We start from the raw sequence: 25189 nt of genomic DNA on the forward strand, positions 1-25189 counted from the left end.
CCAGCTTATGGCGGGATCGTCAAGCTATCGCGTCTGCACATTTATTAGTCGTTCGGGCCGGTCTGCATGATTTTTCATCAACTCTAAGTGGCGGACCTTCGATCAATTTCCATAAGTCACAGCATTATCAATGAGTTATCGGGCCGCAAGAATCTGGCACGGAACTTGATTTGCCTGCTGCGCTGCAACATCAGGGAGGTGGGCGCGTGAAGTATATTATTGCCGTCGTCAAACCCCATAAGCTCGACGAGGTCCGCGAGGCCCTGGCCTCGATCGGGATCCAGGGGATTACCGTCACCGAAGTGAAGGGCCATGGCCGGCAGGGCGGCCATACCGAATTCTACCGCGGCGCCGAATATGCCGTGACCTTCGTGCCGAAGGTCAAGATCGAGATCGCCATCGACAGCGCCTTGAGCCCGCGCGTCGTCGAAACCATCCGCAGGGCCGGCGAGACCGGCCAGATCGGCGACGGCAAGATCTTCGTGCTCCCTCTCGAAGAGGCGGTGCGTATTCGCACCGGCGAGGTCGGCAACGATGCGCTGTGAGACCCAGAATTTCCAGATGAAGGATCATGCGATGACACTCCGTGCGTTTTCACGGCGCAGGCTGGCCCTGCCCGCACTCGGCCTGGCGCTGGCCGGCCTCCTCCCGGGCGGCGCGGCGCAAGCCGCCGCCACCGTCAACAAGGGCGACACGGCATGGATGCTCATCGCCACCATACTGGTGATCCTGATGACTATACCGGGTCTCGCTCTCTTCTATGGCGGCCTGGTGCGCGCCAAGAACGTACTGTCGGTCCTGACCCAGGTCTTCCTCTGCTTCTCGCTCATCGGCATTCTCTGGGTGATCTACGGCTATTCGATCGCCTTCACCGGCGGCACAGCCTTCTTCGGCGGCTTGTCAAAGTTCTTTCTCGCCGGCGTCGACATCACCACGCTCGCCGCCACCTTCTCGAAGGAAGTCTATGTGCCGGAGCTCACCTACGTGATGTTTCAGCTCACCTTCGCGGCGATCACGCCGGCGCTTATCGTCGGCGCCTTCGCCGAGCGCATGAAGTTCTCCGCCGTGCTGCTCTTCCTCGTCCTGTGGTTCACCTTCGCCTATCTGCCGATGGCGCATATGGTGTGGTTCTGGGCGGGGCCGGACGCCTACACGCTCTCGTCCGACAATATCGACGCGGTGAAGGCGGCGGTCGGCGAGCAGGCGGCGGCGGATTTCCTCGGCCGTCTCACTGCCGCGACCGATGATGCGGCAAAGGCCGCAGTGCTCGCCGATTACGGCGCGGCTGTGAATGCATCGAATGGCTGGCTCTTCAACTGGGGCGCCATCGATTTCGCCGGCGGCACCGTCGTGCACATCAATGCCGGCATCGCCGGCCTCGTCTGCGCGCTGGTCCTCGGCAAGCGCGTCGGCTACGGCAAGGACGCCATGGCGCCGCACAGCCTCACTTTGACCCTGATCGGCGCCGCGCTGCTCTGGGTCGGCTGGTATGGCTTCAATGCCGGCTCCAATCTCGAGGCGAACGGCCTCACCGCTCTCGTCGTCCTCAACACGACGATCGCCACCGGCGCCGCCGCACTCGCCTGGACCTTCGGCGAATGGGTGACACGCGGCCATCCGAGTCTGCTCGGCGCGGCTTCGGGCGCGGTGGCGGGACTCGTCGCCATCACGCCTGCCTGCGGCTGGGTAGGGCCGGCGGCGGCCATCATCATCGGCATCATCGCCGGCCTCGTCTGCCTGTGGGCCGTCGTCTGGATGAAGGCGAAGTTCGGTTATGATGATTCGCTCGACGTGTTCGGCGTTCACGGCGTCGGCGGTATTGTCGGGGCCATCCTCACCGGCATATTCGTCAATCCGACGCTGGGCGGCATGGGCGTCACCGACTATCTCAGCCTCGATACGTCCTCCAAGGTCGCCGAGTATGCCTTCGGCGCGCAGATGACGGCGCAGATCGTCGCGGTGCTAACCGCCATTGTGGTGTCGGGCGTGGTGAGCTTTGCCGCGCTGATGGTATGCAAGGCCGTCACGGGCCTGCGTGTCTCGGAAAGCCAGGAGCGCGAGGGCCTCGACATCGCGTCGCATGGCGAGCGCGCCTATAACTGACCCGGTAGTACTCCTCGAAAGTTGTGGAGCGGGGCCCGGAAAGCCCCGCTTTTCTCATGCATTTAACGCCACCTTAACCACGTCCCGCCAGACTCCGCGTTAACCATTCTTATCACGCAGACGGGGTTCTCCATGGCGGGCCGGCGCATGGCAATCGAGCAACCAATCGACACGGACGACGGTGCCGTACCGGCGGCCATACGCCGGTTCCTGCGTAACCGCCTGATGGAGTTCATCGGCTTCCTGAGCTTCGCGCTGTGCGTCGCGGTCGGCGTGGCGCTCGCCACCTGGTCGCCGGCCGATCCGTCCTTCAGCCGCGCCATCGACGGCGAGCCGCGCAACCTGCTCGGCTATCCGGGCGCGGTGATCTCCGACCAGCTCATGCAGCTTTTCGGCCTCGGCGTCATCGCGGTGATGGCGCTGCCCCTGTTGTGGAGCATGCGGCTGATGACGCATCATCCGGTCATCCGTCCGGTGCGTTCCGTCTTTGCCTGGATCCTGTTCGTCATCTGCTTCTCCGCCTTCCTCGCCATGATGCCGGCGCCGCAGGCTTTCGCGCTCGAGGCGGGTTTCGGCGGCCAGACCGGCGAGGTGCTGAAATCGGCGCTGCTCGCCGTGCTCAATCTCGGCTTCAAGGGTTTCTTCGCATCGCTCGTCGCCGCCGCGCTGTTCGGCGCCGGCGCCGTCCTGACCGGCGCCAAGGCGGTGGGACTGACCCGCTCGGACGGCGCATTGTCGGCGGCAATCGGCTATTACATCCGCTGTGGCGTCCACAGCCTGTGGGGCTTGCTGCGTAATCTCTATCAGCGCTGGCGCATGCATCGCGAGCTGAAGGCGCAGGACAAAGCCTTCCAGGCGCGCCAGGCCGCTGCTTCAGCTCCCGCCCGCAAGTCGCAGGCGCGCGTCGAGCCGCGTCTCGATGGCGCCGGCAAGACGAGGCGCAAAGTCGACGACAGGCAGGACAACCCGCCCTGGCTCAAGCTGCCTGCCGCCGAGGCGGAAGAGGACATCGACATCGAGCTGGAGGAGGAACAGGCAGCGGGCGAGCCGATCGACGAAGAAGTCGAGGACGACATGGACGAGGCGCCGGTCGCGGCCTCGCGCCGGGTCAGCCCGCGCGCCGATCCGGTCATCAAGCAGGCGAAGCCCGGCAAGAAGCAGCGGGCCGCCAGCGATTACGAGCTTCCCGCGCTGACGCTTCTTGCCGAGCCAAAGAAGAACACCCGCGCCGTCGACCTGTCGCCGGAGGTGCTGGAGCAGAATGCCAGGGCGCTCGAAGGCGTGCTCGAGGATTTCGGCGTCAGGGGCCAGATCGTCAATGTGAGGCCGGGTCCGGTCGTCACGCTCTATGAGCTCGAGCCCGCGCCCGGCATCAAATCCTCGCGCGTCATCAGCCTCGCCGACGACATCGCGCGCTCGATGAGCGCCATCTCGGCCCGCGTCGCCGTCGTGTCGGGGCGCAATGCCATCGGCATCGAGCTGCCCAACCCGAAGCGCGAGACCGTGTATCTGCGCGAGCTTCTGGGCTCCGAGGCGTTCGAGAAGACCAATCAGAACCTGGCCATGGCGCTTGGCAAGAATATCGGCGGCGAGCCGGTCTTCGCCGATCTCGCGCGCATGCCGCATCTGCTCATCGCCGGCACCACCGGCTCCGGCAAGTCGGTCGGCATCAACACGATGATCCTGTCGCTGCTCTATCGCCATACGCCGGACCGCTGCAAGCTGATCATGATCGATCCGAAGATGCTCGAGCTCTCGGTCTATGAAGGCATTCCGCATCTCCTGGCGCCGGTCGTCACCGATCCGCGCAAGGCGGTGGTGGCGCTCAAATGGGCGGTGCGTGAGATGGAAGACCGGTACCGCAAGATGTCGAAGGTCGGGGTGCGCAATATCGACGGCTTCAATGCCAGGCTCGAGCAGGCGCGCGAGAAGGGCGAGGCGATGTCGCGCACCGTGCAGACCGGCTTCGATCCGGAGACCGGCGAGCCCATCTTCGAGCGCGAGGAAATGGATATGTCGGCGATGCCTTACATCGTCGTCATCATCGACGAGATGGCCGATCTCATGATGGTGGCGGGCAAGGACATCGAAGGCGCGGTGCAGCGTCTGGCGCAGATGGCGCGCGCCGCCGGCATCCATGTCGTCATGGCGACCCAGCGTCCGTCCGTCGACGTCATCACCGGCACGATCAAGGCGAATTTCCCGACCCGCATTTCCTTCCAGGTGACCTCGAAGATCGACAGCCGCACCATTCTGGGCGAGCAGGGCGCCGAGCAGCTCTTGGGCCAGGGTGACATGCTCTATATGGCGGGCGGCGGACGCATCTCGCGCCTGCATGGTCCCTTCGTCTCGGACGACGAGGTGGAGAAGATCGTGCGCTCGCTGAAGAGGCAGGGTGCCCCGGAATATATCGAGGCGATCACCGAGGAGCCGGAAGAGGGCGCCTATGGTGAGCCGGGGGCTTCGGGTGGTTCCGGCGAAGGCAGCGGCTCTGGCGACGATCTCTACGACCAGGCTGTCGCAGTGGTCTTGCGCGACAAGAAGGTGTCCACCAGCTATATCCAGCGCCGTCTGCAGATCGGCTACAATAAAGCCGCGAGCCTCATTGAGCGCATGGAGAAGGAAGGCCTGATCTCGGCCGCCAACGCCACCGGCAAACGCGAAATCCTGGTTCCGGGCGACAGTGCCCGGGCCTGAGGGATCATGCTCTGAGGAGAGCCGGCTGGCTGATCGCCGGTTTCGCGCAAGCCGACAGGCCTAGGCTTAGGTCCGAATAGCGCAGGTGAGCGCCGCAAAAGCGCCCCGTTGTTGGGGGAATAGCGGCAATAGAACGAAGGGAACCCATTGTGAAGAAACTCTTCAGCAGGAATTTTATCGGCCTCGCCGCCGCGGCCGCCCTCGGCGCCATGATCGTGGTCGCAGGTCCCGCCGGTGCGGCGAAATCCGACGACCTCACCGCCGACCAGTCGGCTCGGGTGAAGGAAGTCGCCAATTATATTCAGGGATTCCGGACCCTTCAGGGTGAGTTCACGCAGGTGAGCTCGAAGGGCAATGTGTCGAAGGGCGTTTTCGTTCTGGCCAAGCCCGGCAAGATGCGGTTCGAATATGCCGCCCCCAACCCCTTCATCATCGTGTCGGACGGTACCTGGGTGACGATCAAGAATCGCGAGAAGGAGAAATTCGAGGAATATCCTCTCTCGCAGACACCGCTCCGCCTGGTGCTTGATGACGACATCGATCTTCTGCAGGAAGCGAATATCCTCGGCGTCGACACCAAGGACGGGCTCACCACCATCACCTTGCAGGATCGCAAGAAGACCGTGCCCGGCCATTTGATCCTGGTTTACGACGACAACCGCAAGGAGCTGCAACAGTGGGTGGTTGTCGACGGGCAGGGCCGGCGGACGACTGTTTCGCTCGAAAACATCGTCACCGGCGTCAAGGCCGATCCTAAATTATTTTCAATCCAAGTCCGTCGCCTGAAAGACAGACGCAATTGAGCGGTGGGCGAATAAGCCGCACTGGATGTGGAATCCACGCTGATTCAAGTTCTTAGGCGAAATGTGCAATTTCTGTGACTGGCATTCCGACGTTGCCGCCCCGTAAATTGGGCATATCTGCTCCCCTGAATGTGATTGAGCAGGGCATTGAAATCCGGGCACGGACTATCTAATTATCCAGTTGTGCAGCGGGCCAAATCCTCATTTACGCCCCCCCGCTTGTAAATGAAGGATCTGCTGCACGCGCCGGTTTTCCCCTCCCGGCGCAATTGCGCACGAGGCGCCGGGCGCCCGGACCCCGAACCGGGCGCCCAATTTATTTGCCCTCTTGCCTCAGGCCCCGCCCGCAAGGCATGAGGGCCCCCATGAAAAAGCTCAAAATCGCCACCTGGAACATCAATTCCGTCCGCCTGCGCATCGGTCTGGTCTGCCGCCTGCTCAAGGAACACAGCCCTGACGTCCTGTGCCTGCAGGAAACCAAATGTCCGCCGGGCCAGTTTCCCTCCTCCCCGCTAAAGGAACTCGGCTACACGCATATCGCCGAGTCCGGCCAGGCCGGCTATCATGGCGTCGCCATCGTCTCGCGCCTGCCGCTCAACCAGATCGCGGTGCGTTCCTTCTGCCAGAAGCAGGATTGCCGGCACATCGCCGCCGTGATCGGCGAGCGCGAGCCGATCATCATCCACAATCTCTATGTTCCGGCGGGCGGCGACGAGCCTGATCGCACCATCAACGAGAAATTCGGCCACAAACTCGATTTCGTCGCCGAGCTCGAGCATTGGTTCGGCAACGGCTCGGTGCCCGAGAAACATCACGGGATCGTGGTCGGCGATCTTAATATCGCGCCGCTCGAAAACGATGTCTGGTCGCACAAGCAGCTGCTGAAGATCGTCAGCCACACACCGGTGGAGACGACGGGCCTCATCCAGGCTCAGAAGGCCGGCAACTGGGTCGATCTGATCCGCCAGCACATCCCGGCCGAGGAGAAAGTCTATACCTGGTGGAGCTACCGCGCCCATGACTGGGAGTTGTCCAATCGCGGCCGCCGGCTCGACCATATCTGGGCGACACCCGATCTGGCGAAGCGCAGCAAGGGGATCGAGATCCTGCGCGAGGCGCGCGGCTGGACGCAGCCTTCGGATCATGTCCCGGTGATGGCGACGGTCGGGCTCAGCTGAGCGCTGTCGCTTTGCACCGCGGCCCGCTTGGCGGCCTCAGCTTTCCCCTTCAACCACCGCTGACATATCCATCGCCGCCGAGACAATGGTACGTCTCAACCATGTGTGCCTGGGCGCGTCCTGCTGGCGCGCGTGCCAGGCGAGGCTCATCGTGAAACGTCCAAGATCGAAGGGAGGCGGCAACGAAACGAAGCGCCTCATATTGGCGGCGGCTCGTGCCAGGCTCGTGGGCAAGGTCATGATGAGGTCTGAGCGAGCGGCGATCTCGACCGCCGCGAAGAAGTTCGGCACGCGCAGCTTCACCCGTCGCGTCCGCCCCATCCGCGCAAGCACCTCATCGACAGGTGCAGGCCAGACACCGGTGACGCTCACCACGATATGCTCAAGCGCCAAAAAACTGTCGAGCGTGAGTTTTCCGGCGAGCGCAGGGTGTTGCGCCCGCATGAGCGTCACGAGTTCCTCGTCATAGAGGCGGCGTCGGTGGATGCCGGCCGGCGCTTCGTCGATCAGCGCCACCATCGCATCCGCGACACCGTTCTCCAGCGCTTCGAACCCGTTCGTGTCCGGCGCGATAATGTCGAGATCGAGGGACGGTGCCTCGCGGGCGAGCAGGGCGAGCAAATGCGGCGTGAGCGCGGCGGCCTGAAGATCGGGCATCAGAAGCCGGATTCGCCCCGTCGCCGTCGCAGGATCGAACGAGTTCGCTTCCAACATTTCTCCGACACCTGCCAGTATCCTGCGCAGCAGGGGGCGAACCTCCTCGGCACGGGAGCTGAGGATGTAGCCGCCGGGCCCATCGACCAGCAATGCGTCCGAAAACAGCGTGCGTAATCGCCCCAGGGCACGGCTCGCGGCCGGCTGGCTCATGCCGAGCCGGTGGGCGGCCCGCGTGACGTTTTTCTCGTCCAGCAGCGCCTCGAGCGCCACCAGCAGGTTGAGGTCGATCCGACGTAAATCCACTTCGCGCATGCTGACTATATACGGCATGCATTGGACGCATGGAAAGCCGCGCCTATCGTTACTTTATCGAGCGAGCAGACGGAGTGGCAGATCATGTATGTCGTGCTTGGAGCAAATGGACGGGCCGGCGGCCAGGCGGCACGCGCGCTCATCGAGCGCGGCGAAGCCGTGCGTGTCGTCCTGCGCCGCAAGGAGCAGGGTGAAAAATGGACAGCCCTGGGCGCGGAGGTGGCCGTCGCCAGCCTCGAGGATGCCGACACTATGGTCGATGCGCTGAAGGGCGCGGCGGGAGCATTCCTGATCAATCCGCCGCCGGTGAGCGGTGATCCCTATGCGCGCACGTAAGATGTCGGCGCGGCGCTGGCCGACGCGGCACGGCGGGCGCGCCTGCCGAAGGCCGTTGTCCTGTCGTCCGTCGGAGCGCAGCATGCCTCCGGCACCGGCGTCATCGCCACCCTCAACCAGTTCGAGGCACGGCTGGAAAAGGTAGCACCGGCGACCGCCTTCCTGCGGTCAGGCTATTTTGTCGAGACCTGGGGCGAGGTGGCGGCAACTGTAATGTCGGAAAGCGTGCTGCCGACCTTTCTCGATCCATCTCAGAAAATCCCGATGGTGAGCACGATCGATGTCGGGCGCGCGGCGGCAACCTTGCTGGGCGAGGAATGGACCGGGAAGCGGGTCGTGGAGCTGGGCGGGCCGGAAGACTGGAGCGCCGGCGATGTGGCGTCGGCCTTCGCGGAAGCTCTCGGCCGCCCGGTAGTGCCGATGTCGGTCCCGCCGGAGCGCCGCGCCGCGCTGCTTGCCGAGGAAGGCGTTCCTGGCGAGGTGGCGAGCGCGCTGCTCGGCATGTATGAGGGAATCGCCAACGGCCTGTTCACGCACCAGAACGACAGCGAGCACCGACGCGGCACGATTTCTCTGACGACGGCGATAAAGCGCGTTATCGCAACGTTTGAACCAGCCGGCCGCTGATCCTCAGCGGCGCGGGAACGAGGCCGCGCGCTCGAAGAGGTGGCGCACGCGGTCGAAGTCGTCGACCGACCCCGCGAGCTTGCGCGACAGGGCGGCCATGACATGGGCGCCGAAATCGGGGAACTCGCCCACCACGCGCATGAACATGTCCCGGCTGATGCGGGTGGCGGTGACCTCGGTCCTGGCCGTCGCATTGAGCGAATAGTCGAGACCGGCGATCATCGCGAGCTCACCCAGGAACGCGCCGGGCCCGGCGAGCGCCACGGGAACACGCTTATCGCCCGCGTTCACCCATACATCCACCTCACCGGACAAGATGAGAAAGGCCGAGGCGCCTTGGCCGCCGATGCGGAAAATTTCCTGGCCGGCGGCAAAGCGTGCTTGCTCGCCGGCAAAGGCCATGACCTGCAGGTGTGCCGGATCGCATTCCGCGAAGAGCGGAATTTGCCTCAAGCTTTCGGCGTTTGCCCTGACATTCATGGTCGGCGCGCTGATCCCCTGGATCACGATTACCTCAGATCGGTCCGACCTGAAGTGATAAATGTGATCGATCCTTTAGTTTAGCGCGTGATCGGAAGCCGGCACCCACTTTTTCTGATCATGCGCGAAAACGCGAATCACCCTCTTCCTCAGTACCACGTCGGCTAGAAAAGTTCAGTCGCCGCCTAGCGCGGGATGCCTAGGGCACCAGCTTGTAGCCGCCGGCTTCCGTCACCAGGATCTCGGCATGCGAGGGATCGCGCTCGATCTTCTGGCGCAGCCGGTAGATATGAGTTTCCAGCGTGTGAGTGGTGACGCCGGCATTGTAGCCCCACACATCGTGGAGAAGCGTGTCGCGTCCGATCACCTGCTCGCCGGCACGATAGAGAAACTTGATGATCGCGGTTTCCTTCTCGGTGAGCCGGACCTTCTTGGCGTCGTCGCGTATCAGAAGCTTGGCCGACGGCTTGAACGTATAGGGCCCGACCCGGAACACCGCGTCCTCGCTCTGCTCGTGCTGGCGCAGATGCGCCCTGATGCGCGCCAGCAGCACGCCGAAGCGGAACGGCTTGGTGACATAGTCATTGGCCCCGGCATCAAGGCCGAGGATCGTATCTGAATCCGACGTCTGACCGGTCAGCATGATGATGGGGCCCTTGTGGCCGTTGCGCCGCATCGCCTTGCAGGCCTCGCGACCGTCCATATCGGGCAGGTTGACGTCGAGAAGCACCACATCGGCGGGCTCGCTCTTGAGCTGCTTGAGGCCCGAGGTCGCGGTGGCGGCATCGCTCACCGTAAATTCCTCCTGAAGAGCGAACTGCTCCTTCAAGGTGTCGCGCAAGACATCATCGTCATCGATGATGAGAATGCGTATGGCCATGCTGGTCCCTGCCATGCCTGCTATATTGCTCCCGTCCTGAATTGGTGTTTTAAGGGGCTGGTCCCCTGTTGAAAAGCCCCGCGCCCTGTGGTGAACCGTCTCCTCCCTCTGCTTCATGTCATGGGCCTGACGCCCGCGTCCCAGGACGGGATTCTGCTTGCCGGTAACCTCCGAGTCCCCTGCAAGCTCGATCGGGACGGCGCTGGCTGAAACGCGAAGGCGACGGCGCCACCCCGCGGGGAGTATGGCCGATGCGGCGAATTCTGGCGCGGAGGGATTCGTCTTGGGGTTTACGCAGCGGCCTGCCGTTGCGTTTCATGGCGGGAGACGACGGCTGGTGCGACGCGGCCGAGGACCGCAATTACAACCGCTTCGTCAAGCTGCCTTACCCCGCGAGCCACGAGGAGCTCTGGCGCCAGGATCATCTCTATGACGTGGTGGTCATCCTCGGTCATAACGACCTGCCGCGCATCCGCGGCTTCGGTAGTGCCGTGTTCTTTCATCTGACCGATCCGGAGGGCGGGCCGACCGCCGGCTGCATCGCCGTCACTGCGCGCGACATGCGCAAGATATTGCAGCTCTGCGGACCGAACACCCGGATAAAGGTCTGGTAGTTAAGCGCCTGATCAGGAAAATTGGATACCGGTTTACCGCCCGATCACGCACTAAACTCGAGATTCCGACCACATTTATCAGTCAGGGCGTTCTAAGCGAGTTTCTTGGCGCGCTCGCCGAAGATGGCCGAGCCGACCCTCACATGGGTAGCGCCGAAGCGGATCGCCGTCTCGAAATCCGCGCTCATGCCCATGCTCAGCTTCGTCACGCCGTTGCGCCTGGCGATCGTCTCGATCAGGGCGAAATGGAGGGCAGGCTCCTCATCGGCGGGCGGGATGCACATGAGCCCTGAAATGGCGAGCCCGTAAGTATCGCGGCAGGAGGCGATGAAACGCTCCGCTTCGCCGGGCCGGATGCCGGCCTTCTGCTCCTCTTCGCCGCTATTGATCTCGACGAAGAGCTCCGGTGAACGGCCCTGGCGCTGAATCTCGTCCGCCAGCACGCGCGCCAGTTTCTCGCGGTCGAGAGTCTGGATACAGTCGAACAGCGCCACGGCGTCGGCCGCCTTGTTGGTCTGCAGGGGGCCGATCAGGTGCAGTTCGATGCCGCCATAGCGTGATTTGAGCTCCGGCCATTTGAGCTTGCTTTCCTGGACCCGGTTCTCGCCAAAGACCCGCTGGCCGGCTTCGATGACGGGCTCGACGGCCGGAGCCTCGAAAGTCTTGCTGACGGCGATCAGGGTGACGTCTGCCGGGCGCCGGCCGGCTTCCGTGGCGGCGACCGCAATGCGCTGGCGCACCTGGGCGAGGCCGGGATGGTCGGAATCGACGTCAAGATGGGCGGGATGGCGGCTCATGGCCCGCGATATACGCGGCTTGCGGGGCTTTGCAAGTGCTGGTACTTCCAAACCGCCCAACTGGATGAGAGCGATTTTGAGCACCGAACGTTATAATCCGCGCGAGACCGAGCCGCGCTGGCAAAAAGCCTGGACCGACAGCCACGCGTTCGAGGCGCGCCACGATCCCGCGCGGCCGAAATATTACGTGCTCGAAATGTTTCCCTACCCGTCGGGCCGCATCCACATGGGCCATGTGCGTAATTATGCCATGGGTGACGTGCTGGCCCGCTTCCGCCGCGCCGCCGGCTACAATGTGCTTCATCCGATGGGCTGGGACGCCTTCGGCATGCCGGCCGAGAATGCCGCCATCGAACGCGGCGTGCATCCCAAATCCTGGACCTATGACAATATCGCGGCCATGCGCGCCCAGCTCAAATCGCTCGGCCTGGCGCTCGACTGGAGCCGCGAAATCGCCACCTGCGATCCTTCCTACTATCGCCACGAGCAGGCGATGTTCATCGATTTCATGAAGGCCGGGCTCGTCGAGCGCAAGGTCTCCATGGTCAATTGGGATCCGGTCGACCAGACGGTGCTCGCCAATGAGCAGGTGATCGATGGCCGCGGCTGGCGCTCGGGCGCCCTCGTCGAGAAGCGCGAGCTGGCCCAGTGGTTTCTGAAAATCTCGGATTATTCCGAGGAGCTGCTCAGGGCGCTCGACGGGCTCATCAACTGGCCGGAGAAGGTGCGCCTGATGCAGGCCAACTGGATCGGCCGCTCGGAAGGCATGCGCTTCTCCTTCGTGCTGGAGGACGAGACCGGTCGCGAGCTCAAAGACAGGCTCACCGTCTATACAACGCGTCACGACACGATCTTTGGCGCGAGCTTCTGCGCGCTCTCGGCCGACCACGTGCTGTGCCGCGAGCTGGAGCCGACGATTCCGGGCCTCGCCGAGTTTCGCCGCGAGGTTGCCGCGCTCGGCACCAGCGAGGAAACGATCGAACGCGCCGAGAAGAAGGGCTTCCCGCTCAAGCTCTACGCCCGCCACCCGTTCCGCAAGGATGTGCGCCTGCCGGTCTATGCCGCCAATTTCGTGCTGATGGGCTATGGCGAAGGCGCCATTTTCGGCTGTCCCGCGCATGACCAGCGCGATCTCGATTTCGCGCGCAAATATGGCCTCCCGGTCATACCGGTGGTGGCGCCCAAGGGAACGGATCCGAATCAATTCGCCGTTGGCAACGAGGCTTTCCTGGAGAAGGAGGGCGACCATACGGTCCTGATCAATTCCGATTTCCTCGACGGCATGACCGTTCCCGAGGCCAAGGAGGCCATTGCCACGCGCATGGAAGTCATGGGTATCGGCGAGCGCAAGGTGAACTACCGCCTGCGCGACTGGGGCGTGTCGCGCCAGCGTTATTGGGGCTGTCCGATACCGGTCATCCACTGTGCCAGCTGCGGTGTCGTGCCGGTGCCGAAACACGACCTGCCGGTGACGCTGCCCGAGGACGTCACCTTCGATAAACCGGGCAATCCGCTGATGCATCACCCGACCTGGAAGGACACGACCTGTCCGGCCTGCGGCGGCAAGGCCCGGCGCGAGACCGACACTTTCGATACGTTCATCGACTCTTCCTGGTATTTCGCGCGCTTCTGCTCGCCCGGGGCCGACGTGCCGGTCGACCGCGAGGAAGCCAAATACTGGATGCCGGTCGATCAATATATCGGTGGCGTCGAACATGCGATCCTGCATCTGCTTTATTCGCGCTTCTATTCCCGCGCCATGACGCTGACCGGCCATCTCGACATGAAAGAGCCCTTCGCCAGCCTGTTCACGCAAGGCATGGTGGTGCACGAGACCTACAAGACCGAGGCCGGCGAATGGGTCCTGCCCGCCGAGGTGGTGCATCAGGGCGACGGCTTCGTGCATGCCAAGACCGGCGAGAAGATCCTTGCCGGCGGCATCGAGAAGATGTCGAAATCGAAGAAGAATGTGGTCGATCCGGAAGCCATCATCGAGCGTTACGGCGCCGATACGGCCCGCTGGTTCGTTCTGTCCGACACGCCGCCCGAGCGCGACATCGAATGGACCGAGACCGGCGTCGAGGGCGCCTGGCGCTTTACCCAGCGGGTCTGGCGGCTTGTGGCGGATGTCCAACAGAAAGGCGCCCCTAAGGGGACCGCCGTGCCGGAGGGCGTCGCCGGCGAGGCGCTGGAATTGCGCCGCGCCACCCATATGGCGATTGCGGCCATGACCGAAGACCTGAACGGTCTGCGCTTCAATCGCGGCATCGCGCGCATCTATGAGCTGGCCAATGCCCTCGCCGCGGCGTTGCAGAAGAACGACCTTTCGGACGGCATGCGTTTCGCCTTGCGCGAGGCGGGCGAGACCTTTGTCGTCCTCATGGCGCCGATGATGCCGCATCTGGCGGAAGAATGCTGGCTTGTGCTGGGCCACGAGACCCTGGTGGTCGACCAGCCCTGGCCCAAGGCCGACCCGGCTTTGACGACCTCGGACGAAGTGACGATTGCGGTGCAAGTCAATGGCAAGCGGCGGGACGAAATTCGCTTGCCGAAAGGCCTGCCGCAAGCGAAAGTGGAACTGGCGGTCCTGGCGCTCGAAAATGTGAAGCGCGCGCTCGACGGAAAGCCCGTACGGAAAGTCGTCGTCGTTCCGGATCGTATTGCCAATGTGGTGAGCGGTTGAGAGTCATGAAGCCCTGGCGGATCCTGGTTGTTCTCCCGCTGCTGCTGCTGCTCGGCGCCTGCGGCTTCCGGCCGCTTTACGGCACTGACGGCGTGTCTTCGGGTGTTGCCGGCGACCTTGCCTCGGTGGCGATTCCCGAACCCAAGTCGCGTCTTGACCAGCTCATCCGCAACGAGCTCTTGTCGACGATGCGGCCGGCGGGCACGGCGGCGCCCGACCGCTATCGACTCGATATCGCGGCTAATGCCGTCGATGACAGGTCGATCGAGAATTCCTCCGATGCGCGCCAGGCCCGGCGCTTGACGATCAGGGTCATCGCGAGCTTCCAGCTCAAGGATCTGTCGGGGGGCAAGGTCGTCTATAAGGGCACGACATTCTCGAATGTTTCCTATGATGATGTCCAGCAGTCCTTCTCCGATATGCAGGCGCGGACCAATGCGATCGAGCGTGGCGCCCGCGAGATCGCCCTCGATATCCGCACCCGGGTCGCGGCTTATTTCTCGCGCTAGCGGCCATGGCGATCCTTAAATGGACCGGCCTTGACAGTTTTCTGCGTCGCGACGCCGATACGGCCGGGGCGGTTCTCATCTATGGCCCGGACGCCGGCACCGTGCGCGAGCGCGCCCGCCAGCTCGTGATCTCGATAGCCGGCAGCATCGACGATCCTTTCGCGGTCATCCGGCTCGATGATAGCGATCTCGCCGGCGACCCGGCGCGGCTCGTCGATGAGACGCAGGCTCTGTCCTTCGGCGGCGGCCGCCGTGTCGTCTGGGTCGAGAATGCCGGCAGCGCATTTGCCAAGGCGGTGCCATTGCTGGTGGCGGACCGGCCCGGCAATCTGGTCGTGGCGGAGGCCGGCGTACTCGCCAAAACGGCGGCCTTGCGCAGCCTCTTTGAGCCCGCCGCTCATTTGTGGATCGTGCCCTGTTATGAGGATTCGGAGGTCGATCTCGAGCGCCTGATCGTCGAGGAACTCGACGCCAAGGACCTCGCCACCGATCTGGAGGTACGCCAGGCGCTCATCGACCTGCTGGGCGCCGATCGCCGCATGTCGCGTCAGGAGCTCGCCAAGCTGGCGCTCTATTGCCATGGCAGGACCCGGGTGACGCTGGCCGATGTCGAGGCGGTGTGCGGCGATGTCGCCGATTTGTCGGTCGACGACCTGTTGAACGCGGTGTTCGACGGTGCGCTCGCCGATGCCGATGAGGCGTTTATGCGCCTGCGCGATTCGGGCCAGAGCGGCGCCGGGCTTCTCGCCATGGCGGCCAATCATGCCGCCCGGCTAACCCGGCTCCGGGTCGACGTAGAGCGCGGCAAGTCGCCCGAAATGGCGGTGCGCCAGGCGCGGCCCCCGATTTTTTACAAACAACAGCCGGTGCTGCAGCGCCAGGTTGCTCTGTGGGATGGCGAATCGCTGCTTGCCGCTTCCGAGATGATCGGCCGGGCGACGCGCGACACCCGCACCACGATCCTGTCGGCGCTCAACGATCAGATCACTCACCGCGCTTTCCTGTCGCTGGCGCGGTTGGCGTTGCAGCACCGCCACAATACAAGAAATTGATCCGTACGCGGAGGGACAATAGACCCTCATGCTGAGGTGCCCGGCGCAGCCGGGTCTCGAAGCATCGATCAGGATAGAGCAAGTCTATTTCAATGAACCCTTCGAGGCTCCCCCGGCATGAGGTCGGGTCGCACCTCAAGTTGCGAATACAGGCCTCAATCTACGACGTTCTCACCAGCCGGTTACACACGTCGTCGAGCTGCTCCAGCGACTTGTAGCGCACTGTGAGCGTACCGCCGGCACGACCCTTGTTGACAATCTCGACCTTGAGGCCGAGCACTTCGCCAATCTGCTTTTCGAGCGCCAGCGTGTCGGTGTCCTTGTGCGCCTTGGCGGCGGCGGGCTTGCCTTTGGCTTCGGCCTCGCTGCGCGTCAGGCCTTCCGCCTCGCGAACCGTCATGCCGAGCTCGATGATCTTCTCGGCGAGCTCGTGCGGCGAATCTGTAGCGACCAGCGCGCGTGCGTGGCCGGCGGTGAGCGCGCCGTCTTCGATGTGACGGCGCACGCTTTCGGGCAGCGAGAGCAGGCGGATCGTGTTGGCGACATGGCTGCGGCTCTTGCCGACCGAATCGGCGAGTTGCTGCTGCGTGTAACTGAACTGATCCATCAGCTGCTGATAGGCGCGGGCTTCTTCCAGCGCGTTGAGGTCGGCGCGCTGGATATTCTCGATGAGCGCGATCTCCAGCGCCTCGCCGTCGGTGAGGTTGCGGACGAGCACCGGTACCTCATGTATCCCGGCGCGCTGCGCCGCTCGCCAGCGCCGCTCGCCGGCGACGATTTCGTATTCACCGTTGTTGCGCTGACGCACCACCAGAGGCTGTAGAAGCCCCTTGTCGCGGATCGAGCGCGTCAGGTCTTCGAGATCGCTGTCGGCGAAGTGCTTGCGCGGGTTGTTGGGATTGGCGTGCAGGAACTCGATCGGCAGATGGCGGAGGCTGCGTGCATCCTCCATCACCGCGTCTTCCGTCGTATCGTCGCCGATGAGGGCTGCGAGGCCACGGCCGAGCCGGCGTTTTTGCGGTTGTGTCATCATGGTCATGGGCGCCCCTAAATCGCGCGAATCATATAGTTAACAATACCTTAACAGAGTTCGTTGCGGCTGCGAATCGGTTACGCCGCACGCAGATCGCGCTCCCGGCGGATGATTTCCGAGGCCAGCCTTATATAGGCCTGGGACCCGGCGCATTCATGGTCGTACAGCAAGACCGGCTTGCCGTGGGATGGCGCTTCCGACACCCGGACGTTGCGCGGTATGACCGTCTGGTAGACCTTGTCGCCCAGCACGCTGCGAACATCCTGCGCCACCTGCTCGGAGAGTGAATTGCGCCGGTCGAACATAGTGAGTACGACGCCCTGGACAGACAACCTGGGATTGAGTGTGCCTTTGACCCGTTCTACGGTCTTGAGCAGCTGGCTCAGGCCTTCCAGCGCGAAAAATTCGCATTGCAGCGGCACCAGCACCGCATCGGCGGCCGACAGCGCGTTGATGGTCAGGAGATTGAGAGAGGGCGGGCAGTCCGCCAGGATATAGCTGTAGCGGCGCGCCTTGGGATCGGCATCGAGCCGGTGGATGGCGTCGGCCAGCCGGTAGGTCTTGCGGCTGATCTCGGAAAGCTCGAGTTCGGCGCCGAGCAGGTCCATGGTGGAAGGGGCGCAATCGAGACGCGGTATGCCCGAGCTCACGATGATGTCCTGGAGCTCCGCCTCGCCCATTAGCATGTGATAGGTCGAGCGCTGCTGCGGTCGGCGCGCCACGCCAAGGCCCGTCGAGGCGTTGCCCTGCGGGTCGAGGTCGACGATGAGCACGGTCTCGCCTACAGCTGCCAGGGCAGTGCCGAGGTTGATCGCCGTCGTCGTCTTCCCCACGCCGCCTTTTTGATTGGCGAGCGCCAGGATACGGGGCGTGGATGTCTGTGGCAGCAACTTTTCAGCGACGGACACGGTGGGCCTCCTTCACCACGAGAATCATGCCGCGGGAATCGGTCATGCTCGGGTGCTTTTCAAGCTGCAGTTTCCAAGATTTGGTGGCATCGGTCAATTCCGCATCCACATCTTGTCCCTTGTGAAAATAGCCTATGGCACCATTTTCGAGGAAAGGTGCGGCAAAATCGAGGAGCTTGGGCAACGGGGCAAGTGCCCGCGCGGTCACCGCGCCCACTTTCATCCTGGCTGCATCGGCCGCCGCATGCTCGATCCGGGTGCTGTGGATATGGGCCCGGGCCACCGTCTGGCGGGCCGCCTCGCGCAGGAAGGCGCCCTTCTTGAGATTGCTTTCGAACAGATGCGCCTCGATCGGCAGGGCGATGGCGAGGATCAGCCCCGGTATGCCGGCGCCGCTGCCAAGATCGGCCAGGCTCTCGAGATCCCGCGGCAGGAGCGGCAGCAGCTGCAGCGCGTCGGCGATATGACGGGTCCAGACGTCGTCGCTTGTCGAAGGCCCGATCAGATTGATCCGCGCCTGCCAGGTGAGCAGCAGGCTCACATAAAGATCGAGCCGCTGACCTGATTCACGTGAAACACCGAACCGATTGAGGACAGCTTCTCTGCCGGTCTCTGCCTTGCTCACGCGCTTTCCTTGAGCGCGTAGCGGCGGACATGGCCGAGTATGGCGGTGAGCGCGGCCGGGGTCATGCCGTCGATACGGGCGGCTTGGCCAAGTGACTGCGGCCGTACCCGGTTCAGCTTCTGGCGCAACTCCGCCGACAGTGACGGGATGGCCGCGTAGTCCAGGCTCGCCGGCAGGGTCAAACTCTCGTCGCGCCGCAACGCGACGATGTCGGCTTCCTGGCGCGCCAGATAGCCGGAATACAGGGCATCGGCCTCGAGCGCCTCGCGTGCGTAGCGCGGCAGGCTTCCGAATTCCGGCCACATGGCCGCGACCCGCTCATAGCCGACATCGGGGGCGGCGATGAGATCGAGGGCAGAGCGACGTTTGCCATCCTGATTGACCTTGAGCCCAGCTTTCGCCGCCTCGGCCGAGGTCAAGGCGAGGCTTCGCGCGTCCTGGCGGGCCCCGGCCAGCACCGCCTGGCGGCCGGCGAAAATGCGCGCCCGCTCGCCACCCACCAGACCCAGGCCCAGGCCCTTGGGCGTGAGGCGTTCATCGGCATTGTCCGCTCTGAGGCTCAAGCGATACTCGGCCCGCGAAGTGAACATGCGGTAGGGCTCGGACACACCCTTGGTGACGAGATCGTCGATCATCACGCCGAGATAGGCCTCGGCGCGGTCGAATATCACGGGGCTCCGGCCCGAGACCTGGCGCGCCGCATTGAGGCCGGCGACGAGGCCCTGTGCGGCGGCCTCCTCATAACCGGTCGTGCCGTTGATCTGGCCGGCGAGAAAAAGGCCGGGGAGGGCTTTCACTTCGAGCGCGGGCGTGAGCTCGCGCGGATCGACATGGTCATATTCGATCGCATAGCCCGGGCGGATCACGCGCACCTGCTCGAGGCCTGGAATAGTCCTGAGGAAAGCGTCCTGCACATCCTCGGGCAGCGAGGTTGAGACGCCATTCGGATAGATGGTGTCGTCATCGAGTCCCTCCGGCTCAAGGAAGATCTGATGCGCCGAACGGTCCTTGAAGCGATTGATCTTGTCCTCGATCGACGGACAGTAGCGCGGGCCGATGCTTTCGATCTGGCCTGAATACATCGGGCTCAGATGCAGGTTGTCGGCGATGATGCGGTGAGTCGCTTCATTCGTCTCGGTGATATGGCAGGAGATCTGCGGTGTGGTGATCGCCGTGGTGAGGATCGAGAAGGCGGCGGGATCCGCATCGCCTTTCTGCTCTTCGAGCCGCGCCCAGTCGATGCTGCGGCCGTCGAGACGCGCCGGCGTACCGGTCTTGAGACGGCCGAGTTTCAATCCGGCATCGCGCAGCTGCTGCGAGAGTCCGAGCGCCGGCGGCTCGCCCACGCGGCCGGCCGGTATCTTCTTAGTGCCGAGATGGATCAGACCGTCGAGAAAGGTGCCGGTCGTCAGCACCACAGCGCCTGCGGTGAAGGTACGCCCATCCTCGCCGATGACTCCACCGACGCGGCCGTCCTCGAGTAAAAGCGCCGAAACGCCAACCTCGATGACCTCGAGCGACGCTTGCGCGCGGATCGCTGCCTGCATCGCGAGACGATAGAGCTTGCGGTCGGCCTGGGCACGGGGCCCGCGCACGGCGGGGCCCTTCGAGCGGTTGAGCAGGCGGAACTGGATACCGGCCGCATCGGCGATGCGCCCCATCAGCCCGTCGAGCGCGTCGATCTCGCGCACCAGATGGCCTTTGCCGAGTCCGCCTATGGCGGGATTGCACGACATCTCGCCGATTGTCGCAAAGCGATGCGTCACCAGCGCGGTCCTGGCGCCGAGGCGGGCAGCGGCCGCGGCCGCCTCGCAGCCGGCATGTCCGCCGCCGACAATGATGACATCGAAATGTGTTTTCATGCGCCGCTCATACTTAATCCGGCCCCAAACGTCAAAACTCATCCACTGGTTTCACGTGAAACAAGGTTAAGCAAAAGTATCGTGACTCATCCGTGACTTAGTTACCGATTCCTTGCCGGACATGGTTACCGATTCATTTCCCGATGCAGAAATCGCGAAAAATCGAATCCAGAACATCCTCGACATCGATCCTGCCAGTCAGCCGGCCCATATCATAGGCCGCCGCGCGCAGCGCTTCAGCCATCAGTTCCAGATGATCCGCCGACTGAGCAGAAGCACGCAGCAGGTTCTCCACGCAGGACGTAGAGATCTGCTTATGACGGCTCCGAATCAGAACGGCTGAATCGGCATGGGCGGCCATCCCCAGCACCCGATCCTCCAGTGCCGCGAAGAACTCGGCCATACCGGCGCCGGTTTTGGCCGAGATCCGGTATTGCGCCTGGGACTTTGGTATGCCGGCGGCGAGGTCGGTCTTGTTCTCGATCCATAACGTCTCCGAATCGAGATCGGGCGGTGGACCTGAAGGGCTATCCGGTACGCTCATCCACACGATGATATCGGCGCCGGCGAGTTCCCGGCCGGTCCGGTCCATGCCGATCCGCTCGATCTCGTCCTCGGTCGAGGCCCTGAGACCGGCGGTATCGGTCAGGATCACCGGCACGCCGGAGAATTCCATCGCGACCTCGATAACATCGCGCGTGGTTCCCGGTATGGCCGAAACGATAGCCGCCTCGCGCTGGGCCAGGCGGTTGAGCAGGCTGGATTTGCCGACATTGGGCGGGCCGGCGAGCACCACCTTGAGCCCGTCGCGCAGCGCCTGGGCCCGGTCCGCTTCCGCCAGCGCCGACCGCATCCGACCGATAAGGTCATCCAGGCGTCGCCTGACATCGGCGACAGTCGCCCGCGCCACATCCGCCTCGTCGGAGAAATCCACCGCTGCCTCGACACGGCCCAATATGGCGATGAGATCCCGGCGCCAGGTCTCGATGACCTGCGATGCACCACCCAGCGCATGATGGAGCGCCTGTTTGCGCTGCCTTTCGGTTCGGGCCCGAATCAAGTCCCCGATTCCCTCCGCCGCCACCAGATCCATCCGGCCATTGCGGAAAGCACGCCGAGTGAACTCGCCCGGTTCCGCCAGGCGCAGGCCGGCCATGCCGCCCAGCGCCTCCAGCACGGCGCGGACCACCGCCAGGCTGCCATGCAGATGGAACTCCGCCACGTCCTCGCCGGTAAAGCTGTGCGGCCCCGGAAAGACCAGCAGCAGTCCGTCGTCCAGGATATCTTTTGTCTGCGGATGCCGGAAGGCGCGCCTGGCCGCCTGCCGCGGCGCCGGTAGGACTCCGGCCAGACTCCGCGCCGCCGCGAATGCCCCGGCTCCGCTGAGCCGTATGACCGCGATGCCGGCCATTCCGCTGCCGGAAGAAAGGGCGAAAATGGTACTACTTTCACTCATTTCGGATTCGAATCGATACTGTGTTCCATCGCCAGGTTTCCCTTGAGGCCTCAACGGGCTAGCATGGCGTTATGACCGCATTATCCGCAAATCTTCTTAAAGACGAAACCAGCCCCTACCTCCTCCAGCACAAGGACAACCCGGTCCACTGGATGGCCTGGGGCGACCCCGCCTTCGCCAAGGCGCGCACCGAGGACAAGCCCATCATCCTGTCCGTCGGCTATGCCGCCTGCCATTGGTGCCATGTCATGGCGCATGAGAGCTTCGAGGACGAAGAGACTGCCCATCTCATGAACGCCCATTTCGTCGCGATCAAGGTCGATCGCGAAGAGCGGCCCGATGTCGACCGCCTCTATATGCAGGCGCTGCATTCGCTCGGCGAGCAGGGCGGCTGGCCGCTCACCATGTTCCTGACCCCTGACGGTCACCCTTTCTGGGGCGGCACCTACTTCCCTAAGGAGTCCCTCTATGGCCGGCCGAGCTTCCGCTATGTGCTGAAGGAGATAAACCGCATCTGGCGCGAGGAGCGCGACAAGGTCGCCACCAACGCCACCGCGATCCTCTCCGCCCTCAGCCGCGAGTCGACACAACCACAGGCGGAGGCGACGCTTACCCTCGATATCACCCGCGACGCCGCCCAGATTTTTCTCCGCGCTATCGACCCTGAGCATGGCGGCCTGAAGGGCGCCCCCAAATTCCCGCAGGCATCGCTTTTCGCATTTCTCTGGACCATGGCCGAGCGCGACCACGATCACCGCCTCGCCGACGCGGTTATCACCACCCTGACCCATATCTGCCAGGGCGGCATCTACGATCACCTCGGTGGCGGCTTCGCACGCTATTCAGTCGACGCCCGTTGGCTCGTCCCGCATTTCGAGAAGATGCTCTATGACAACGCCCAGCTCGTCTCCCTCCTGGCACGCGTCGCCAGCCGCACCGGCAACGACTTGTTCCACCACCGAATCGAGGAGACCATCGGCTTCGTCCAGCGTGAGATGACGACCCCGATCGGCGCATTTGCCGCGAGCTACGACGCAGATTCGGAAGGCGAGGAGGGCAAATTCTACGTCTGGACCGCAGCAGAAATCGCCGGCCTTCTTTCCGAAACCGACTTCCCGCTCTTCGCCAAGATCTACGATGTGTCCCCTGCCGGCAATTGGGAAGGCCACACCATCCTCAATCGACTGAAGTCTCTCCCGCTTCTCGATGAAGAGAGTGAGCGCCGTCTCGCGGCCTCACGCCAGATTCTCTTTGCCGCACGCACCAAGCGCATCCCGCCCGGCTATGACGACAAGGTCCTCGCCGATTGGAACGGCCTCATGATCTCGGCTCTCGCCGACGCCGCTCTCCTGCTGGCGCGGCCGGATTGGGCGAAACTCGCCCAGGATGCTTTCGCCGCCATCATCGCACATCATTGGAAGGAGGAGCGCCTTCATCATTCCTGGCGCGCTGGGCGATTGCGCTATGACGCAACCGCTGAGGGTTATGCCCACATGATCACGGCCGCCCTGGCCTTGATAGCCATTACCCCGGGCGGCAATCACCTCGTCTTGGCCGAGAAGCTCTGCGCCGCCATGATCGATCATCATTGGGATGCCAAACGAGGCGCCTTCGCCTTTGCCTCAGCCGAAGCGGGCCTCATTCATCGAGGCATTCAGGGCCATGACGATGCAACTCCCAATGCCAACGCCGTCATGCTGCGCAATCTCGCCGCTCTCCATCATCTGACCGGCGATCCAGCCCACCTCGACAAGGCGCACGCCATCCACCGCGCTTTCGCCGCCGAGGCGATCAACAATCCCTTCGGTTATGCGAGCTTTATCGACGCCTTCACCGTACTTGCCGATCCGGTGCAGATCGTCATGAGCGGGAGGGAAGGCGATCCTTTCGGCGATCCGCGTTTCCGGCGGCTGATCGCCGCGACCGGCACAAATGCTATCATACAGTGGATCGCTGACCCGGAGAGTTTGCCCGCGGCCCATCCCGCCCGGCACAAATCCTCAGGATCCCAGTCACGCGCCTATCTCTGCCGGGGACAGGTCTGTGCCGCCCCGGCTGAAACAGTTGAACAGGTCGATGAAGCGCTTGCGCTGTTACGCGTTCATTGAGTCGAAGAAGTCGCCATTCGTCTTGGTCTGGCGTAACTTGTCGAGCAGGAACTCGATCGCATCCACGGTTCCCATCGGGTTCAGGATGCGGCGCAGAACATAGGTCTTCTTCAGCAGGTCCGGCTTGACCAGCAACTCTTCCTTGCGGGTGCCGGAGCGCAGAATGTCGATCGACGGGAAGACACGCTTGTCCGCCACCTTGCGGTCGAGGATGATTTCCGAGTTGCCGGTGCCTTTGAACTCTTCGAAGATCACTTCGTCCATGCGGCTGCCGGTATCGATCAGCGCTGTGGCGATGATCGTCAGCGACCCGCCTTCCTCGATATTGCGCGCCGCGCCGAAGAACCGCTTCGGCCGCTGCAACGCATTGGCGTCCACACCGCCGGTCAGCACCTTACCGGATGAGGGCACCACGGTGTTATAGGCGCGCCCGAGCCGGGTGATCGAATCGAGCAGGATGACCACGTCGCGGCCATGCTCGACCAGGCGCTTGGCTTTCTCGATCACCATTTCGGCGACCTGCACATGTCGCGACGCCGGTTCGTCGAAGGTCGACGATATGACTTCGCCCTTAACGGACCGCTGCATATCGGTCACTTCTTCCGGGCGCTCGTCGATCAGGAGAACGATCAGATAGCATTCCGGATGGTTTGAGGTGATCGACTGCGCGATATTCTGCAGGAGCACCGTTTTGCCGGTGCGCGGCGGCGCCACGATCAGGCCGCGCTGGCCCTTGCCGATCGGCGACACGATATCGATCACCCGGGCCGAGAAATCCTTCCTCGTCGGATCCTGGATTTCCATTTCAAGCCGCTCGTCCGGATAGAGCGGCGTCAGGTTGTCGAAATGAACTTTATGACGGGTCTTGTCCGGATCCTCGAAATTGATCGTGTTGACCTTGAGCAGCGCGAAATAGCGTTCGCCGTCCTTCGGGCTGCGGATCTGCCCCTCGACCGTATCGCCGGTGCGCAAGGTGAAGCGCCGGATCTGGCTCGGGCTCACATAGATATCGTCGGGACCGGCAAGATAATTCGCGTCGGGAGAGCGCAGGAAACCGAAGCCGTCCTGCAGCACCTCGACGACGCCTTCGCCGATGATCTCGACGTCGCGTGCCGCCAAGCTCTTGAGGATGGCGAACATCAGCTCCTGCTTGCGCAGCGCGCTGGCGTTCTCGACCTGCAGCTCCTCGGCGATGACCAGGAGCTCCGCGGGTGTTTTTTCCTTCAGGGAATGGAGTTTTATTTCTTTGAGTTCTGAAATGGTTGTCATGGGGGTTATCGTGGACGCCGGAAAAGCCGGCATCGACCAAAAATCGGTGTTGAGGTACCGGGTCTTAAACAAGGGGCCCGGCGGGCGAGGGAGGGAGCTGATTCTGGAGAAGAATCCTGCCGGTCCTTTGAGGGGGGAACCTTGAACCGGTCACTGCTTCGCGAGAGCTTTAACAAAATCCGCTCCCCTTGAAAACTATT

General features: G+C 63.4%; 20 protein-coding genes and 1 pseudogene. 11 read left to right on the forward strand and 10 right to left on the reverse strand.

Annotated elements, in window-relative coordinates:
• The first annotated feature begins 206 nt into the window (after positions 1 to 206).
• From G5V57_RS10895 to G5V57_RS10915, 5 genes are all read left to right on the forward strand, one after another.
• Entirely contained in the window at positions 207 to 545 is a 339-nt protein-coding gene (locus G5V57_RS10895; RefSeq protein ID WP_165167518.1) for a P-II family nitrogen regulator, read from the forward strand.
• Positions 546 to 576: 31 nt separating this feature from the next.
• Positions 577 to 2103: an ammonium transporter gene (locus G5V57_RS10900; RefSeq protein ID WP_165167519.1), complete on the forward strand. Its 1527-nt coding sequence runs from the start codon at positions 577 to 579 to the stop codon at positions 2101 to 2103.
• A gap of 147 nt (positions 2104 to 2250) precedes the next feature.
• Positions 2251 to 4800: a DNA translocase FtsK gene (locus tag G5V57_RS10905; protein ID WP_206530243.1), complete on the forward strand. Its 2550-nt coding sequence runs from the start codon at positions 2251 to 2253 to the stop codon at positions 4798 to 4800.
• Positions 4801 to 4949: 149 nt separating this feature from the next.
• On the forward strand, positions 4950 to 5603 hold the full coding sequence (locus G5V57_RS10910) for an outer membrane lipoprotein carrier protein LolA (protein WP_165167521.1): 654 nt from the start codon (positions 4950 to 4952) through the stop codon (positions 5601 to 5603).
• Positions 5604 to 5968: 365 nt separating this feature from the next.
• Positions 5969 to 6781, forward strand: a complete 813-nt coding sequence (locus G5V57_RS10915) for an exodeoxyribonuclease III (protein ID WP_246737589.1) — start codon at positions 5969 to 5971, stop codon at positions 6779 to 6781.
• Between the two features lie 36 nt (positions 6782 to 6817).
• On the opposite strand, the gene G5V57_RS10920 is transcribed toward G5V57_RS10915, so the two are convergent.
• On the reverse strand, positions 6818 to 7750 hold the full coding sequence (locus G5V57_RS10920) for a LysR family transcriptional regulator (protein WP_165174018.1): 933 nt from the start codon (positions 7748 to 7750) through the stop codon (positions 6818 to 6820).
• Between the two features lie 84 nt (positions 7751 to 7834).
• Here G5V57_RS10920 and G5V57_RS10925 point away from each other — a divergent pair.
• Positions 7835 to 8713 (forward strand): annotated as a pseudogene (locus tag G5V57_RS10925) (NmrA family NAD(P)-binding protein).
• A gap of 3 nt (positions 8714 to 8716) precedes the next feature.
• On the opposite strand, the gene G5V57_RS10930 reads toward G5V57_RS10925, so the two are convergent.
• Both G5V57_RS10930 and G5V57_RS10935 read right to left on the reverse strand, forming a co-directional pair.
• Positions 8717 to 9220, reverse strand: a complete 504-nt coding sequence (locus G5V57_RS10930; RefSeq protein WP_165167523.1) for a Crp/Fnr family transcriptional regulator — start codon at positions 9218 to 9220, stop codon at positions 8717 to 8719.
• A gap of 172 nt (positions 9221 to 9392) precedes the next feature.
• Positions 9393 to 10073, reverse strand: a complete 681-nt coding sequence (locus tag G5V57_RS10935) for a response regulator transcription factor (protein WP_165167524.1) — start codon at positions 10071 to 10073, stop codon at positions 9393 to 9395.
• Between the two features lie 251 nt (positions 10074 to 10324).
• Between G5V57_RS10935 and G5V57_RS10940 the strand changes: the two genes are divergently transcribed.
• A complete protein-coding gene (locus G5V57_RS10940) occupies positions 10325 to 10687 on the forward strand; it encodes a L,D-transpeptidase (RefSeq protein ID WP_165167525.1) in 363 nt (120 codons plus the stop codon).
• 92 nt (positions 10688 to 10779) lie between these two features.
• On the opposite strand, the gene G5V57_RS10945 is transcribed toward G5V57_RS10940, so the two are convergent.
• Complete coding sequence (locus G5V57_RS10945) at positions 10780 to 11484, reverse strand: YggS family pyridoxal phosphate-dependent enzyme (protein WP_165167526.1); 705 nt, start codon at positions 11482 to 11484, stop codon at positions 10780 to 10782.
• Positions 11485 to 11548: 64 nt separating this feature from the next.
• On the opposite strand from G5V57_RS10945, the gene leuS reads away from it, so the two are divergent.
• Genes leuS through holA form a run of 3 tightly spaced genes read left to right on the forward strand, consistent with a single transcriptional unit; the run spans position 11549 to position 15728 of the window.
• Positions 11549 to 14167: a leucine--tRNA ligase gene (leuS, locus tag G5V57_RS10950; RefSeq protein WP_206530303.1), complete on the forward strand. Its 2619-nt coding sequence runs from the start codon at positions 11549 to 11551 to the stop codon at positions 14165 to 14167.
• A gap of 5 nt (positions 14168 to 14172) precedes the next feature.
• Positions 14173 to 14676: an LPS assembly lipoprotein LptE gene (gene lptE / locus G5V57_RS10955; RefSeq protein ID WP_165167528.1), complete on the forward strand. Its 504-nt coding sequence runs from the start codon at positions 14173 to 14175 to the stop codon at positions 14674 to 14676.
• A gap of 5 nt (positions 14677 to 14681) precedes the next feature.
• A complete protein-coding gene (gene holA / locus G5V57_RS10960) occupies positions 14682 to 15728 on the forward strand; it encodes a DNA polymerase III subunit delta (protein WP_165167529.1) in 1047 nt (348 codons plus the stop codon).
• A 160-nt stretch (positions 15729 to 15888) separates the two neighbouring features.
• On the opposite strand, the gene G5V57_RS10965 is transcribed toward holA, so the two are convergent.
• From G5V57_RS10965 to mnmE, 5 genes are all read right to left on the reverse strand, one after another.
• Positions 15889 to 16767 (reverse strand): ParB/RepB/Spo0J family partition protein, encoded by an 879-nt coding sequence (locus G5V57_RS10965; protein WP_371744766.1) that lies wholly within the window; start codon positions 16765 to 16767, stop codon positions 15889 to 15891.
• 71 nt (positions 16768 to 16838) lie between these two features.
• Positions 16839 to 17669: a ParA family protein gene (locus G5V57_RS10970; RefSeq protein WP_305849385.1), complete on the reverse strand. Its 831-nt coding sequence runs from the start codon at positions 17667 to 17669 to the stop codon at positions 16839 to 16841.
• Positions 17656 to 18294 (reverse strand): 16S rRNA (guanine(527)-N(7))-methyltransferase RsmG, encoded by a 639-nt coding sequence (rsmG, locus tag G5V57_RS10975; RefSeq protein ID WP_165167530.1) that lies wholly within the window; start codon positions 18292 to 18294, stop codon positions 17656 to 17658. The genes G5V57_RS10970 and rsmG overlap by 14 nt, the downstream gene beginning before the upstream one ends.
• Positions 18291 to 20156, reverse strand: a complete 1866-nt coding sequence (mnmG, locus tag G5V57_RS10980) for a tRNA uridine-5-carboxymethylaminomethyl(34) synthesis enzyme MnmG (RefSeq protein ID WP_165167531.1) — start codon at positions 20154 to 20156, stop codon at positions 18291 to 18293. The genes rsmG and mnmG overlap by 4 nt, the downstream gene beginning before the upstream one ends.
• Positions 20157 to 20289: 133 nt before the next feature.
• Positions 20290 to 21612, reverse strand: a complete 1323-nt coding sequence (mnmE, locus tag G5V57_RS10985) for a tRNA uridine-5-carboxymethylaminomethyl(34) synthesis GTPase MnmE (protein WP_165167532.1) — start codon at positions 21610 to 21612, stop codon at positions 20290 to 20292.
• Positions 21613 to 21683: 71 nt separating this feature from the next.
• Here mnmE and G5V57_RS10990 point away from each other — a divergent pair, with 71 nt between their 5' ends.
• On the forward strand, positions 21684 to 23720 hold the full coding sequence (locus tag G5V57_RS10990) for a thioredoxin domain-containing protein (RefSeq protein WP_165167533.1): 2037 nt from the start codon (positions 21684 to 21686) through the stop codon (positions 23718 to 23720).
• On the opposite strand, the gene rho is transcribed toward G5V57_RS10990, so the two are convergent.
• Positions 23706 to 24989, reverse strand: coding sequence for a transcription termination factor Rho (gene rho / locus G5V57_RS10995; RefSeq protein WP_165167534.1), 1284 nt, complete (start codon positions 24987 to 24989; stop codon positions 23706 to 23708). The genes G5V57_RS10990 and rho overlap by 15 nt on opposite strands.
• Between the last annotated feature and the right edge of the window lie 200 nt (positions 24990 to 25189).

Origin of the sequence: Nordella sp. HKS 07, assembly GCF_011046735.1 — a bacterium.
GTDB lineage: Bacteria > Pseudomonadota > Alphaproteobacteria > Rhizobiales > Aestuariivirgaceae > Taklimakanibacter.

Excerpts from the sequence above, each read along its gene's own strand:
- G5V57_RS10935 (WP_165167524.1), bottom strand. The coding sequence starts at position 10,073 with ATGGCCATACGCATTCTCATCATCGATGACGATGATGTCTTGCGCGAC.
- G5V57_RS10920 (WP_165174018.1), bottom strand. The coding sequence starts at position 7,750 with ATGCGCGAAGTGGATTTACGTCGGATCGACCTCAACCTGCTGGTGGCG.
- G5V57_RS10940 (WP_165167525.1), top strand. The coding sequence starts at position 10,325 with ATGCGGCGAATTCTGGCGCGGAGGGATTCGTCTTGGGGTTTACGCAGC.
- leuS (WP_206530303.1), top strand. The coding sequence starts at position 11,549 with ATGAGAGCGATTTTGAGCACCGAACGTTATAATCCGCGCGAGACCGAG.
- G5V57_RS10905 (WP_206530243.1), top strand. The coding sequence starts at position 2,251 with ATGGCAATCGAGCAACCAATCGACACGGACGACGGTGCCGTACCGGCG.
- G5V57_RS10915 (WP_246737589.1), top strand. The coding sequence starts at position 5,969 with ATGAAAAAGCTCAAAATCGCCACCTGGAACATCAATTCCGTCCGCCTG.
- lptE (WP_165167528.1), top strand. The coding sequence starts at position 14,173 with ATGAAGCCCTGGCGGATCCTGGTTGTTCTCCCGCTGCTGCTGCTGCTC.
- G5V57_RS10900 (WP_165167519.1), top strand. The coding sequence starts at position 577 with ATGACACTCCGTGCGTTTTCACGGCGCAGGCTGGCCCTGCCCGCACTC.
- G5V57_RS10990 (WP_165167533.1), top strand. The coding sequence starts at position 21,684 with ATGACCGCATTATCCGCAAATCTTCTTAAAGACGAAACCAGCCCCTAC.
- rho (WP_165167534.1), bottom strand. The coding sequence starts at position 24,989 with ATGACAACCATTTCAGAACTCAAAGAAATAAAACTCCATTCCCTGAAG.
- mnmE (WP_165167532.1), bottom strand. The coding sequence starts at position 21,612 with ATGAGTGAAAGTAGTACCATTTTCGCCCTTTCTTCCGGCAGCGGAATG.
- mnmG (WP_165167531.1), bottom strand. The coding sequence starts at position 20,156 with ATGAAAACACATTTCGATGTCATCATTGTCGGCGGCGGACATGCCGGC.
- G5V57_RS10965 (WP_371744766.1), bottom strand. The coding sequence starts at position 16,767 with ATGACCATGATGACACAACCGCAAAAACGCCGGCTCGGCCGTGGCCTC.
- G5V57_RS10945 (WP_165167526.1), bottom strand. The coding sequence starts at position 11,484 with ATGAGCCGCCATCCCGCCCATCTTGACGTCGATTCCGACCATCCCGGC.
- holA (WP_165167529.1), top strand. The coding sequence starts at position 14,682 with ATGGCGATCCTTAAATGGACCGGCCTTGACAGTTTTCTGCGTCGCGAC.